This window comes from Paraburkholderia sp. RL17-380-BIE-A (assembly GCF_046028085.1).
Taxonomy (GTDB): domain Bacteria; phylum Pseudomonadota; class Gammaproteobacteria; order Burkholderiales; family Burkholderiaceae; genus Paraburkholderia.
This window is the reverse complement of the sequence record NZ_JARESQ010000011.1, coordinates 120,553-133,505: the sequence shown is the minus strand read 5'-3', so window position 1 is coordinate 133,505 and position 12,953 is coordinate 120,553. Positions and strand designations below refer to the sequence as shown.

11 protein-coding genes are annotated in these 12,953 nt (G+C 65.3%); all 11 read left to right on the top strand.

From position 1 onward, the window contains the following. The first annotated feature begins 27 nt into the window (after positions 1–27). The 11 genes from P0D68_RS20005 (at position 28) to P0D68_RS19955 (ending at position 12,949) form a co-directional block, all read left to right on the top strand. Positions 28–978 (top strand): CheR family methyltransferase, encoded by a 951-nt coding sequence (locus tag P0D68_RS20005; protein WP_091797998.1) that lies wholly within the window; start codon positions 28–30, stop codon positions 976–978. Further along, positions 975–1,727, top strand: a complete 753-nt coding sequence (gene cheD / locus P0D68_RS20000) for a chemoreceptor glutamine deamidase CheD (protein ID WP_091798001.1) — start codon at positions 975–977, stop codon at positions 1,725–1,727. The genes P0D68_RS20005 and cheD overlap by 4 nt, the downstream gene beginning before the upstream one ends. A 5-nt stretch (positions 1,728–1,732) precedes the next feature. Then, positions 1,733–2,821 carry a protein-glutamate methylesterase/protein-glutamine glutaminase gene (locus P0D68_RS19995; RefSeq protein WP_408181615.1) on the top strand — a complete coding sequence of 363 codons (1,089 nt, stop codon included), beginning with the start codon at positions 1,733–1,735 and terminating at the stop codon, positions 2,819–2,821. Between the two features lie 74 nt (positions 2,822–2,895). After that, positions 2,896–3,291 (top strand): chemotaxis response regulator CheY, encoded by a 396-nt coding sequence (gene cheY, locus P0D68_RS19990; protein WP_007179968.1) that lies wholly within the window; start codon positions 2,896–2,898, stop codon positions 3,289–3,291. Position 3,292: 1 nt separating this feature from the next. After that, positions 3,293–4,003, top strand: a complete 711-nt coding sequence (gene cheZ, locus P0D68_RS19985) for a protein phosphatase CheZ (protein WP_408181612.1) — start codon at positions 3,293–3,295, stop codon at positions 4,001–4,003. Between the two features lie 296 nt (positions 4,004–4,299). Continuing rightward, a complete protein-coding gene (locus P0D68_RS19980; protein ID WP_408299830.1) occupies positions 4,300–4,863 on the top strand; it encodes a DUF2844 domain-containing protein in 564 nt (187 codons plus the stop codon). A 15-nt stretch (positions 4,864–4,878) separates the two neighbouring features. After that, a complete protein-coding gene (locus P0D68_RS19975) occupies positions 4,879–6,174 on the top strand; it encodes a DUF3443 domain-containing protein (protein WP_408299832.1) in 1,296 nt (431 codons plus the stop codon). Between the two features lie 309 nt (positions 6,175–6,483). After that, positions 6,484–7,704 (top strand): flagellar biosynthesis protein FlhB, encoded by a 1,221-nt coding sequence (flhB, locus tag P0D68_RS19970; RefSeq protein ID WP_408299834.1) that lies wholly within the window; start codon positions 6,484–6,486, stop codon positions 7,702–7,704. After that, complete coding sequence (flhA, locus tag P0D68_RS19965; RefSeq protein ID WP_091798019.1) at positions 7,701–9,803, top strand: flagellar biosynthesis protein FlhA; 2,103 nt, start codon at positions 7,701–7,703, stop codon at positions 9,801–9,803. Before flhB ends, flhA begins: the two co-directional genes overlap by 4 nt. A 328-nt stretch (positions 9,804–10,131) precedes the next feature. Continuing rightward, positions 10,132–12,087: a flagellar biosynthesis GTPase FlhF gene (flhF, locus tag P0D68_RS19960; protein WP_408299836.1), complete on the top strand. Its 1,956-nt coding sequence runs from the start codon at positions 10,132–10,134 to the stop codon at positions 12,085–12,087. Beyond that, positions 12,080–12,949 (top strand): nucleotide-binding protein, encoded by an 870-nt coding sequence (locus P0D68_RS19955; RefSeq protein ID WP_091798026.1) that lies wholly within the window; start codon positions 12,080–12,082, stop codon positions 12,947–12,949. The genes flhF and P0D68_RS19955 overlap by 8 nt, the downstream gene beginning before the upstream one ends. Positions 12,950–12,953: the final 4 nt, after the last annotated feature.

The window sequence follows — 12,953 nt, the reverse complement described above, 5'->3', positions numbered from 1 at the left end:
TGGCTCGTATCGCAGGCAGGAATCTTCATGATGGCAACGCGCGCACAGCACCGTCCCGAACGGGCGGAGCCGGTTAGGTCCGGCGAACAGGGAAGGGACTTCGAGTTCACGTCGGCGGATTTCGCCCGTATTCGCGAACTGATTCACAGCAGCGCGGGCATCTCGCTGTCGGATCACAAGCGCGATATGGCGTACAGCCGGCTGGCGCGCCGTCTGCGCACCCGCGGCCTCGACACGTTCAAGCAGTATCTCGATCTGCTGGAAGCGGAGAATGATCCGGCCGAGTGGGAAGCGTTCACCAATGCGTTGACCACCAATCTGACGGCCTTCTTTCGCGAAGCGCACCACTTTCCGATCCTCGCCGAGTTCGTGCCGCGCCGCGCGCAGCCGGTTTCGGTGTGGTGCTCGGCGGCTTCGACCGGCGAGGAGCCGTACTCGATCGCGATGACGCTAATCGAAGCGCTCGGCGAGAGCGGCGCGCGCCAGGCCTCCGTGCTCGCTACCGATATCGACACGCAGGTGCTGGCCAAGGCCGAAGCCGGCATGTACCAGTTCGACCAGGTGAAGCACCTGTCGCCCGAGCGGCTCAAACGCTTCTTCCTGAAGGGCACCGGCGCGCATGCCGGCATGGTCAAGGTGCGTCCGGAAGTGCGCGCGCTGGTGCGCTTCCAGCAGCTGAACCTGACCGACCGCGATTACCAGTTGCGCTCGCAATTCGACGCGATCTTCTGCCGCAACGTGATGATCTATTTCGACAAGCCGACTCAAGCGCAAGTGCTCGCACGCTTCGAGCCGCTGGTGAAGCCGGGCGGGCTGTTGTTCGCCGGTCATTCGGAAAACTTCACGTACGTCACGCAAGCGTTCAAGCTGCGCGGCCAGACCGTCTACGAACTGACGCGCGACGCCGCCGGCGAGCGGACGGCGGCACGCACGAGCGCAACCGCGGCGCGCCACACGACGAGCGGGGTGACGGTATGAGCAGCGCCCTGCCGATCGCGACCAATCTGTATTACGACAACCACTTCCAGCGCCCCGGCGTGAAGCTGTTGCCCAACGAGTTTTACACCACCCACGAAGACATGGTGCTGGTCACCGTGCTGGGCTCGTGCGTGGCGGCCTGCATTCAGGATCGCACGGCGGGTATCGGTGGCATGAATCACTTCATGCTGCCCGACGACGGCGCGGACGTCGGCCAGCCCGCATCGGATTCGATGCGCTACGGTGCGTACGCGATGGAAGTGCTGATCAACGAACTCATCAAGGCCGGCGGCCGGCGCGAGCGCTTCGAAGCCAAGGTGTTCGGCGGCGGCGCGGTGCTCGCGGGCATGACGACGATGAACATCGGCGACCGCAATTCGGAGTTCGTGCGCCGCTATCTGGCGCTCGAAAAGATCCGCATCGTCGCCGAGGACTTGCAGGGCTCGCACCCGCGCAAGGTGGCGTTCATGCCGCGCACCGGCCAGGTGATGGTGAAGAAGTTGCGCCTGCAGCAGGAAGCGGGCGTGGCCGAGCGCGAACAGGCGCTGATGCGGCAAAGCGCGCAAGCGCGCGCCGAGCGGCTCGCCGCGGCGCGCAAGCGGGTGGAATTGTTCTCGACGCCGGCCGCGTCGAAACCCAAAGTCGAGCTGTTTTCGACGCCCGCAGCAGGCCGCCCGAAGGTCGAGCTGTTCGGGACCACGCCGCGCCCGATTAACTCAAACAACGCCAGAACTACAGAGGAGGCGTGAGCGCTGTGCAAAAGATCAAAGTACTGTGCGTCGACGATTCGGCACTGATCCGCAGCCTGATGACGGAAATCATCAACGGCCAGCCGGACATGACGGTGGTGGCGACCGCACCCGACCCGCTGGTCGCGCGCGAGCTCATCAAGCAGCACAACCCGGACGTGCTGACGCTCGACGTCGAAATGCCGCGCATGGACGGCCTCGATTTCCTCGAGAAGCTGATGCGCCTGCGGCCGATGCCGGTCGTGATGGTGTCGTCGCTGACCGAGCGCGGCAACGAAATCACGCTGCGCGCGCTGGAACTCGGCGCGGTCGACTTCGTCACCAAGCCGAAGGTCGGCATTCGCGACGGCATGCTCGACTATTCCGAAAAGCTCGCCGACAAGATTCGCGCGGCGGCCCGCGCGCGCGTGCGACAGGCCGCGCCGGTGCAGCACGCGGCCACGCATGCCGCGCATGCGCCGGTCGGCGCCGCGCCGCTCTTCAACAATCCGCTGCTCAGTACCGAGAAGCTGATCATCGTCGGCGCATCGACGGGCGGCACCGAAGCGATCCGCGAAGTGCTCGTGCCGCTGCCGCCGGACGCGCCCGCCGTGCTGATCGCGCAGCATATGCCGCCGGGCTTCACAAAATCTTTTGCGCAACGCCTCAATGGTTTGTGCCGGATTACCGTTAAAGAGGCAGAGCACGGCGAACGTGTACTGCCGGGACATGCGTATATCGCGCCTGGCCACGCTCACCTGTTGCTTGCTCGCAGTGGCGCGAACTATATTGCTCACCTTTCGGACGAACCGCCGGTGAACCGGCATCGTCCGTCAGTGGATGTGCTGTTCCGTTCGGCCGCGCAGCACGCGGGCAAGAACGCGGTCGGGGTGATTCTGACCGGGATGGGGCGCGACGGCGCCGCCGGACTGCTGGACATGAAAAAAGCAGGGGCGTATACCCTTGCGCAGGACGAAGCGAGCTGTATCGTGTTCGGCATGCCGCGTGAAGCGATTGCGCTCGGCGCGGCCGACGAGATCGCGTCGTTGCCGGAAATGAGCCGGCGTGTGATGGCGCGTCTGTCGTCGATGGGCGATCGCGTTCAGCGGGTATGATGCGCGCCAGCAGGATTTGAGACGCGGTTTGAGGCAGTCAGGCGCCGCACCATGGAAAAAGCAAAGGGAATGAAATGGATAAGGGAATGAAGATTCTGGTGGTTGACGACTTTCCGACGATGCGCCGGATCGTCCGCAACCTGCTCAAAGAGCTCGGCTACTCGAACGTCGACGAAGCCGAAGATGGTCAGGCCGGTCTCGCGCGTCTGCGCGGAGGCACGTACGACTTCGTGATCTCCGACTGGAACATGCCTAACCTGGACGGTCTGGCCATGCTCAAGGAAATCCGCGCCGACGCCAACCTGACGCACCTGCCGGTGCTGATGGTGACGGCTGAGTCGAAGAAGGAAAACATCATCGCGGCGGCTCAGGCCGGCGCGAGTGGTTATGTCGTCAAGCCGTTCACGGCCGCGACGCTCGACGAGAAGCTCAACAAGATTCTCGAGAAGATGGCCAAAGCCGGGAGCTGATGTGAATCTGCCGACCAACGCGCAAGGCGCCGAAGCGGTCAACGAGAGCGGCGACTTCGCGTCCGACCGTATCCTCGCCCGTATCGGACAACTGACGCGCACGCTGCGCGACTCGATGCGCGAGCTTGGGCTCGACAAGCATGTCGAACGTGCGGCGGAAGCCGTGCCCGATGCTCGCGACCGTCTGAAGTACATCGCGGATATGACGGAGCAGGCCGCCGAGCGCGTGCTGTCCGCGATCGACATCGCCAAGCCGCTCCAGGAACAGTTGAAGGACGACGCGGGCAAACTCGATGCGCGTTGGGAGCAGTGGTACGCGGCGCCGATCGAGCGCGAGGAAGTGCGCGCGCTGATGGACGACACGCGAACCTTCCTGCGCGGCGTGCCCGAGGCGGCGAGCGCGACCAACGCGCAGTTGATGGAGATCATGCTGGCGCAGGACTTCCAGGATTTGACCGGCCAGGTCATCAAGAAGATCACGGATGTCGTGTACCTGATCGAGCAGCAACTGCTCGGCGTGCTGGTCGAGAACATCGCGCTCGAACGGCGCGAGCAGTTCGCGGCGAACGCGGCGGCGCTGGCGGCCGAAGTCTCGCCGACCGGCAGCCCCGAACATCTGCTGAACGGTCCGCAGATCAATCCGGAAGGCAAAACGGATGTGGTGCAGGACCAGTCGCAAGTCGACGATCTGCTGGCCAGCCTCGGCTTCTGACCTGCCGAAGCCGCCGCACCGCAACGGCACTTCGCGGACCGCCGCACCGGGTCGCGCGACAGGACGATGACGCATAGCAAGCCACGCCTTCGCGCGTGCTTGCTGCCCGCGGACACAAACCACAGGCATACTACGACCTCAAGCAGCGCCACGGCGTGCCGGAGGAGGCTGCCTCCGGCCGGTGGCACGGTGGGGAACCTCCTCGCGGTGCGACCGCAGCCGTGTCGTATGATTTGCATAAATGCAGCCGGTTCGCGCGGATGCGAGCCGAGCAGCAGATCGGGAGGAGCTTCGTCATGTGGAGTCGTGTACGCCGCGCCGGGATCGTTACGGCGCTTGCCTTGCCTTGTTCGCTTATCGCCGTGCAGTCCGCTCATGCGGGACTGGGCGGCACCCCCATGACGCCTCCTTCGGACGCGTCGGTCTCGTCCCGCACCATTCAGCCCGGTAGCGGCGCCGCCAATGCGGCGCAAAGCGTGATGCGCTCCGCGTCCAGCGCGGCTTCCTCCACCTCGGCTTCCACGTCCTCCACGTCCTCCGCGTCCTATACCGTGCGTGAAACCACGCTCGGCAGCGGCACCGTGATTCGCGAGTATCTTGCCGCGGACGGCTCCGTCTTCGGCATTGCATGGCACGGCCCGCAAATGCCGGATCTGAACGACCTGTTAGGCACCTATTTCCCGCAGTACGTGGCCGGCGTGAAGGCCGCACGCGCGTCGCGCGGCGGCGGCCGTGGCCCTGTCGCGGTCGACCAGAGCAGCCTCGTGGTGCGCTCCGGCGGCCATATGGGCGCGTTCAGCGGTCAGGCGTGGTTGCCCCCGGCGTTGCCCGCCGGCGTCAGCGGTTCCGACATCCAGTAATAGCGAGGACGAGACATGCGAACCAAGCATATTGCTGTGAAGTTCAAGGGTTGGATGCAGGCTGTCGCGGCCCTGGCGCTGGTATCGGCGCTCGTCGCGTGCGGCGGCGGTGGCGGCAGTTCCGGCGATTCGTCGACCACACTGAACGGCGGCTCGCTGCCGGCCAGTCCGATCCAGCAACCGATCGCCGCGACTGCGGCGAACACCGTGCCGATCACAGTTGGCCCGGGCGTAAGTGGGGTCGTCAATATTCCGACGGTCAGCGTGACCATCTGCGCGCCTGGCTCAAGCTCGAATTGCCAGACGATCAACAATATCCAGGTCGATACCGGCTCGTTCGGATTGCGCGTGGTCAGCTCGGCCCTGAACGCTTCCGTGCTCAATGCGTTGCCCGTCGGCACCGTCAGCGGCAGCGGCGCGCAGCTCGCCGAATGCGCGACTTTCGCGGACGGCTTCACGTGGGGCACCGTGCGCACCGCGACCATCGCGATCGGCAGTGAGAGAACCACGGCGGCGATCCCGCTGCAGATCATTGGGGACAAGGACTCCAGCACCGTGCCTACTGCCGGCTGTGGCAGTGGCTCGCCGCAAAACACGGTCGGCGATCTCGGCGCCAACGGCATTCTCGGCATCGGCAACTCGACCACGGATTGCGGCGCGACCTGCGCGAACGCGTCGACGGCGGCGAATTACAGCAACTACTTCGCGTGTCCGGGCGGCGCCTCCTGTACCCGCACGCCGGTGCCGCTCGCCCAACAGGTGGCTAATCCGGTCGCCTATTTCCCGACCGACAACAACGGTGTGATCGTGCAGATGCCGCCGGTGCCGGACACCGGCGCGCCCTCGGCTACCGGCACATTAGTGTTCGGCATCGGTACGCAGTCGAACAATGCGCTCACCGGCGCCCAGGTCTTCACCACCGACACCTACGGCAATCTGAACAACAGCGTGTTCAATGGCACGACGGTGCAGGCGTTCCTCGATTCGGGCTCGAACGGCTACTTCTTTGCCGATAGCTCCCTCGCGCTGTGCGGCAGCAACTATGCGGGCTTCTATTGCCCGTCGTCCGCGCAAACCCGCTCGGTGACGCTGGTCGGACTGAACAATAGCCGGGCCAGCGCCAGCATCGGCATTCTGAGCGCAGCCACGCTGTTCGGCAAAGGCAACAACTATGCGTTCAACGACCTCGCCGGACAGATCGGCGGCAACAGCAGCTTCGATCTCGGTCTGCCGTTCTTCTATGGCCGCCACGTCTATTACGGCCTCGATCAGACCGCGAATGGCGGCCAGACGCCTTACGTGGCCTTCTGATCAAGGCTCCGCACTGAACGGTTGAAGGTTCATCCGACGCCCGCGCGAGTTCGCGTGGGCGTCGGGGCCGAACGCGAGCGGGCGCTGCGGGCGGCCCCATGCTGACTGCTCGCCCAGAGCCACCCGAAGCCGTCCCGTTGCGCCGCCCCGGCGCTGCCAGCAAGGCGGACCGACTGGCGTGCCTGCGCTTTCATCCCTCGAAATACCCCCCTTTCTCCGCCCTTATCCGCCGATCGGTGCTTGCGTCGAGCGGGAATAATCGCTCTCACTGGAAAGAGGCGCCGTGCCTCAGCCGACTGGAGAGCTTTTGTGGCAGAGGATAGCGACCTCGAGAAAACCGAATCAGCCACTCCCCGGCGCCTGCAGAAGGCGCGCGAGGAAGGGCAGATCGTGCGCTCGCGGGAACTGTCCACGTTTGCGCTGCTCGCGGCGGGGTTCTTCGGCGTGTGGGGGATGTCGGGCAGCATTGGCGACCATTTGCAGAGCATGCTGCGCGCGGCCTTCACGTTCGATCATGCCGGCGCTTTCGAAACCCGCCGCATGATGATCGGCGCGGGCGTGGCGAGTCGCGAAGGGCTCTACGCGCTGCTGCCGATTCTCGGCTTCACCGGCGCGGCCGCGTTGCTTGCGCCGATGGCGCTCGGCGGCTGGCAGTTGTCGGCCAAAGGCCTCGAGCCGAAGTTCGACCGCCTCAATCCGATCGCCGGTCTCGGCAAGATGTTTTCGATCAACGGGCCGATCCAGCTCGGCTTGTCTCTCGTCAAAACGCTGGTGGTCGGGGTGATCGGCGGGACCGCGATCTGGAATCGCCGTGACGAGATTCTCGCGCTGGCGACCCAGCCGTTGCAGCTCGCACTGGCCAACGGCACGCATCTGATCGCCGTGTGCTGTGGCATGACGGTAGCGGGCATGTTCGTCGTCGCCGCGCTCGATGTGCCGTATCAACTGTGGCAGTTCCACAAAAAGCTGCGCATGACGAAGGAAGAAGTGAAGCGCGAACACCGCGAAAGCGAAGGCGATCCGCACGTCAAAGGCCGGATTCGCCAGCAGCAGCGCGCGATTGCTCGCCGCCGCATGATGACCAACGTGCCGAAGGCCGACGTGGTGGTGACCAACCCGACGCACTTTGCCGTGGCGCTGCAATACACCGATGGCGAGATGCGTGCGCCGAAGGTGGTCGCCAAGGGCGTGAACCTGGTGGCCGCGCGGATTCGTGAGATCGCCGCCGAGAACAACGTGCCGTTGCTGGAAGCGCCGCCGCTCGCGCGGGCGCTGTATCACAACGTCGAGCTGAACCGCGAGATTCCGGGCCCGCTGTACGGCGCGGTCGCCGAAGTGCTCGCGTGGGTGTATCAGTTGCGGCGCTTCAAAACCGAAGGCGGCGCCGTGCCGATGGCGCCGACCGAACTCGACGTGCCCGCGGAACTCGACAAAGGCAGCGTATCGGACGACGAAGCCGATCAGGAAGCCGCCGACACGCTCAACCCTGCCAACCCAGATAACGACGACGCTTCAGGAGCCTCCGCATGAACGCTCGCGCCGGTTTCCTCGCTCGACGGCCCGATGCCTTGAGCGGCACCAATTTGCGCGCCCTCGCCGGGCCGGTGCTGATCTGCATGATCCTCGGCATGATGATTCTGCCGTTGCCGCCGTTCCTGCTGGATCTGCTGTTCACCTTCAACATCGCGCTTTCCGTGATGGTGCTGCTCGTCAGCATGTACACGATGAAGCCGCTCGACTTCGCCGCGTTCCCGAGCGTGCTGCTGTTCTCGACCTTGCTGCGCCTGTCGCTGAACGTGGCGTCCACGCGGGTCGTGCTGCTCGAAGGCCATACCGGCCCCGATGCGGCGGGTCAGGTGATCGAATCGTTCGGCCACTTCCTCGTGGGTGGCAACTTCGCGGTCGGTATCGTCGTCTTCATCATCCTGATGGTGATCAACTTCATGGTGATCACCAAGGGCGCGGGGCGGATCGCGGAAGTGTCCGCGCGCTTCACGCTCGACGCGATGCCCGGCAAGCAGATGGCGATCGACGCCGACCTGAACGCCGGCCTCATCAACGAAGAACAGGCCCGCAAGCGCCGCTCCGAGGTCTCGCAGGAAGCCGAGTTCTACGGCTCGATGGACGGCGCGAGCAAGTTCGTGCGCGGCGATGCGATCGCCGGTTTGCTGATCATGGTGATCAACATCGTCGGCGGCCTGATCGTCGGGATGGTTCAGCACGGCATGGACTTCGCGTCCGCGGGCAAGAACTACACGCTGCTGACCATCGGTGACGGCCTCGTCGCGCAGATCCCTTCGCTGGTGATTTCGACGGCGGCTGGTGTGATCGTCTCGCGGGTGGCGACCAACGAAGACATCGGCACGCAGCTCACCGGCCAGTTGTTCACAAATCCGCGCGTGCTTGTGATTACCGGCTGCATTCTCGTGCTGATGGGCCTGATTCCGGGCATGCCGCACTTCGCGTTTCTGATTCTCGGCGGCGGTCTGATCCAGCTTGGCCGCACCATGAAAAAGCGCGCGGAGGAACGCAAGAACACCACGGCGCTCGTGGATGTCGCACCGGCCGCGATGGCGCCGGTCGAAAACACCGAAGCGAGCTGGGACGACGTGACGATGATCGACACGCTCGGCCTCGAAGTCGGCTACCGGCTGATTCCGCTCGTCGACAAGAACTCGGACGGCGAACTGCTCAAGCGGATCAAGAGCATCCGCAAGAAGTTCGCGCAGGAAATCGGCTTTCTGCCGCCGGTCATTCATATTCGCGACAACCTGGAATTGCGGCCGAACGGCTATCGCATCGCCCTGAAGGGCGTCGAAGTGGGCGTTGGCGAAGCGTATCCGGGCCAGTGGCTGGCGATCAATCCGGGGCAAGTGTCCGCCGCGCTGCCGGGCACACCGACGCAAGACCCCGCGTTCGGCTTGCCGGCCATCTGGATCGACACGAACCTGCGCGAACAGGCGCAGGTGTACGGCTACACGGTGGTCGATTCGAGCACGGTGGTGGCGACGCACCTGAATCACCTCGTGGTCACGCATGCATCCGAACTGCTCGGCCGTCGGGAAGTGCAGGCACTGCTCGAGCGGATGCAGAAGGACACGCCGTCGCTGGTCGACGATCTGGTGCCGAAGTCGCTGCCGCTCACCACGCTGCAAAAAGTGCTGCAAAACCTGCTGGAAGAGGGTGTGCCGATCCGCGACATGCGCACGATCCTCGAAGCGCTCTCCGAGCACACGCCGAAGATTACCGACGCGCACGATCTCACCGCCGCCGTGCGTCTCGCGTTGGGCCGCGCGATCACGCAGCAGTGGTTCCCGGGCACCGGCGACATGCAAGTGATGGGCCTCGATTCGAATCTCGAACGGGTGTTGTCGCAGGCGCTCTCGACCGGTTCCAATCCGGGGCTCGAACCGGGGCTCGCACACACGCTGCTGAACGAAACCCAGAAGGCGATGACGCGTCAGCAGAACCTCGGGCTCGCGCCGGTGCTGCTGGTGCAGCACGCATTGCGGCCGATGCTCGCGCGCTTCCTGCGCCGCAGCCTGCCGCAGCTGAAGGTGCTGTCGTATGCGGAAGTGCCTGACACGCGCAATATCAAGGTGGTGAATCTGATCGGCGCGCACGGGTAAGACGGATCGTTCACCGAAGGCCGCTTCTGGCCGATGTTCCTTGCCGGCGCTCGATGAGCGCCGGTTTTCATTTCGGCGCCCGATTCTCTATCCGGAAAGCGGACGGCCGCGCCCATGCTCTGCCCGCGAACGCACTGCCGGGCGCGCGGCAAAGGCACGCTTGCGAGCGTCGTGCGCGTGAGTTGCTGCACGTTTCCATCGCCCGAATTGCCCACGTTTAACGGTCTTTATCCATCGATCGTGACTCGACGGGTTTCGCAATAATGATCTCAATGGGAAGCGGTATGTTGCCGGTCCGTTAGTCCGTTTACCTCATCGGGGGTCCAGCTTGAACATTCGTAAATTTGTCGGTGCTACCAGTCGTGATGCGCTGCGTCTCGTGCGCGAAGCGTTGGGCGCGGATGCCGTCGTGCTGTCCAATCGCACGATGGACGACGGCAGCGTCGAGATCGTCGCGCTGGCCGACAGCGACCTCGCCGCCATCACGCCGAAAGTCCCGCGCGTGAGCGCCGGCGCACCGCAGGCTGGGCCGATGAATGCCATGGCTGGACAACCCGCGCTGGCCGCGCCGCGCGCCATGCCGGCCGCATCGACGATGCAGACGAATCCGTATGCGAGCGGCATGCCCGACGTGTTCTCGTCGGTGTTCGGCGCGAGCCCGGAAGCCGGTGCGGAGAATCAGGGCATCAGCGCTTCCACCGCCCATTCCAGCTTCGCCGACGATGACTCGAACGACGCCCCGCCCGCCGCCATGAAGCCCGCTGTGAGCGCGCCGAAGGCCGCGCTGCCGGGCACGCCGAAAGCGTCGCCTGCCGCCCCGGTCAAGGCAGCCGCGAGCTCGCCGTCGCAACCGGCCAGCCCCGAGCGGCCGAGCGCTCGTGCCGCGGCTTCGCGTCTCACTGAAGACATCCGCGCCGATCTGCTCAAAGCTGCCGGCGTGCCGGCCGCAGCCGTGGCGCCGACTGGCGACGCGCAGACGCCGCGCACGATGGCCGAATCGAATCCCTGGCTGATCGACCACGCTCGCCGCATTGCCGCTGAACAACAGCAGCAGGGCGAATACAGCGCGCGTCCCGCCGCGATGACGCCGGCCGCCGCGATGGCCAAGGGCCTCGGCGCCGCCGTCGAACCGGGCAACGCCGCCGCGCCGCAAGCCGTCGATACGCCCGACTGGGCCCGCGAAGGCGCGCAAGCCGCCGCGCGCCGCGCCGCGCAGAAAAACCCACCGGCGCCGTCCTCGCACGACGACGCCCGCACGCCCGCTTCGGTTGCCGAAGCGATCAAGGCGCGCATGGAGCAGGTCGTCAACGACACCGTGATGAGCGAACTGTCGTCGATGCGCGGAATGATGGAAGAACACTTCGCCGGCCTGCTGTGGGGCGAGCGTCAGCGCCGCAACCCGGCGCGCGCCGCGCTCACCAAGCATCTGTTCGCCGCGGGTTTTTCCGCGCAGCTCGTGCAGATGATGGTCGACAACCTGCCGGACGACATCGAGAGCATGGAAGGCGGCATGGATTGGGTGCGCTCGGTACTCGAATCGAACCTGCCGGTGATGGAAGACGAGGACGCGCTGATGGAGCGCGGCGGCGTATTCGCGCTGATGGGCCCGACGGGCGTCGGCAAGACCACGACGACCGCCAAGCTCGCCGCACGCTGCGTGATGCGCTTCGGCGCCAGCAAGGTCGCATTGCTCACCACCGACAGCTACCGGATCGGCGGCCACGAACAACTGCGCATCTTCGGCAAGATTCTCGGCGTGTCGGTGCACGCGGTGAAAGACGGCGCCGACCTGCAACTCGCGCTCTCCGAATTGCGCAACAAGCACATCGTGCTGATCGACACGATCGGCATGAGCCAGCGCGACCGCCTCGTCTCCGATCAGATCGCCATGCTGTGCCACGCCGGTCAACCGGTGCAGCGCCTGTTGCTGCTCAACGCGACGAGCCACGGCGACACGCTCAACGAGGTCGTGCAGGCCTATCAGCGCGCGCCCGACCAACAGCCGCTCGCCGGCTGCATTCTGACCAAGCTCGACGAAGCCACCAACCTGGGCGGCGTGCTCGATACGGTGATCCGCTACAAGCTGCCGGTGCACTACGTGTCGACCGGTCAGAAGGTGCCGGAGAACCTGTACGTCGCGACCCGCAAATTCCTGATCAAGAGCACCTTCTGCATACCGCGCGACAACTCGCCGTTCGTGCCGCACGACGACGACATTCCGGGATTGCTGTCCGCGTTGTCCGCGCGCTCGACGGCCGAATTGCACGAGGTCCGCTTTGGATAAGCTCATCTCCGATCAGGCTGAAGGACTGCGGCGGATGCTGGCTCGCAGCGGCTCGCGCGTGATTGCGGTGACGGCCGGTTCGGCCGGCGCCGGCTCTACGACGACGGTGGTGAACCTTGCCGCCGCGCTGGCGCAGCAGGGCAAGGACGTGCTGGTGATCGACGAATGCCTCGGCGAGAAGTCGGTGAGCGCGATGCTCGGCGGCGTACGCGGCGCAGGCAATTTCGCCGCCGTGATGCGCGGCGAGATGACGCTCGACGATGCTGCCGCGCGCAACGCGCTCGGCTTCTCGGTACTGGCCGCCTCGCGGCTGAACCGTGAGGGTCACACCGCCGCGGAATTAGGTGTGGTGCTGCGCGGCTCCGCCGACGTCGTGCTGATCGATGCGCAACTCGATCCGCAAGGCCACCTGTCGGCGCTCGCGAAACAGGCGCACGACGTGATGATCGTCACGCGCATGGCCGCGCAGGCCATCACCGACGCGTACGCGTGCATGAAGCGCCTGCACTACGGACATGCGATCGCGCAGTTCCGGGTGCTGGTGAACTACGTGCAGAGCGTGAACGACGCGCATACCGCCTTTGCAAACCTGGCCGGCGTGGCCGGGCGCTACCTGACGGTCGCGCTGGAAGACGCCGGTTGTATTGCCGCCGATGCGCGGATGGCGCGAGCCCTGGAGTTGTCGCGTTGTGTCGTCGATGCGTTCCCGTCGACACCGGCTGCGCGCGACTACCGGCATCTCGCCGCCGAATTGCAGTACTGGCCGATGCGGTCAGCGATGTCGTCGCAAACGCCCTGGATGGCGCCTGCGACAGTTACAGCGGCGCAACACGCCGACCAACCGTCTGCGCAGCACGCCTGAGAGG

Excerpts from the sequence above, each read along its gene's own strand:
- P0D68_RS20005 (WP_091797998.1), top strand. The coding sequence starts at position 28 with ATGATGGCAACGCGCGCACAGCACCGTCCCGAACGGGCGGAGCCGGTT.
- cheD (WP_091798001.1), top strand. The coding sequence starts at position 975 with ATGAGCAGCGCCCTGCCGATCGCGACCAATCTGTATTACGACAACCAC.
- cheY (WP_007179968.1), top strand. The coding sequence starts at position 2,896 with ATGGATAAGGGAATGAAGATTCTGGTGGTTGACGACTTTCCGACGATG.
- P0D68_RS19980 (WP_408299830.1), top strand. The coding sequence starts at position 4,300 with ATGTGGAGTCGTGTACGCCGCGCCGGGATCGTTACGGCGCTTGCCTTG.
- P0D68_RS19975 (WP_408299832.1), top strand. The coding sequence starts at position 4,879 with ATGCGAACCAAGCATATTGCTGTGAAGTTCAAGGGTTGGATGCAGGCT.
- flhA (WP_091798019.1), top strand. The coding sequence starts at position 7,701 with ATGAACGCTCGCGCCGGTTTCCTCGCTCGACGGCCCGATGCCTTGAGC.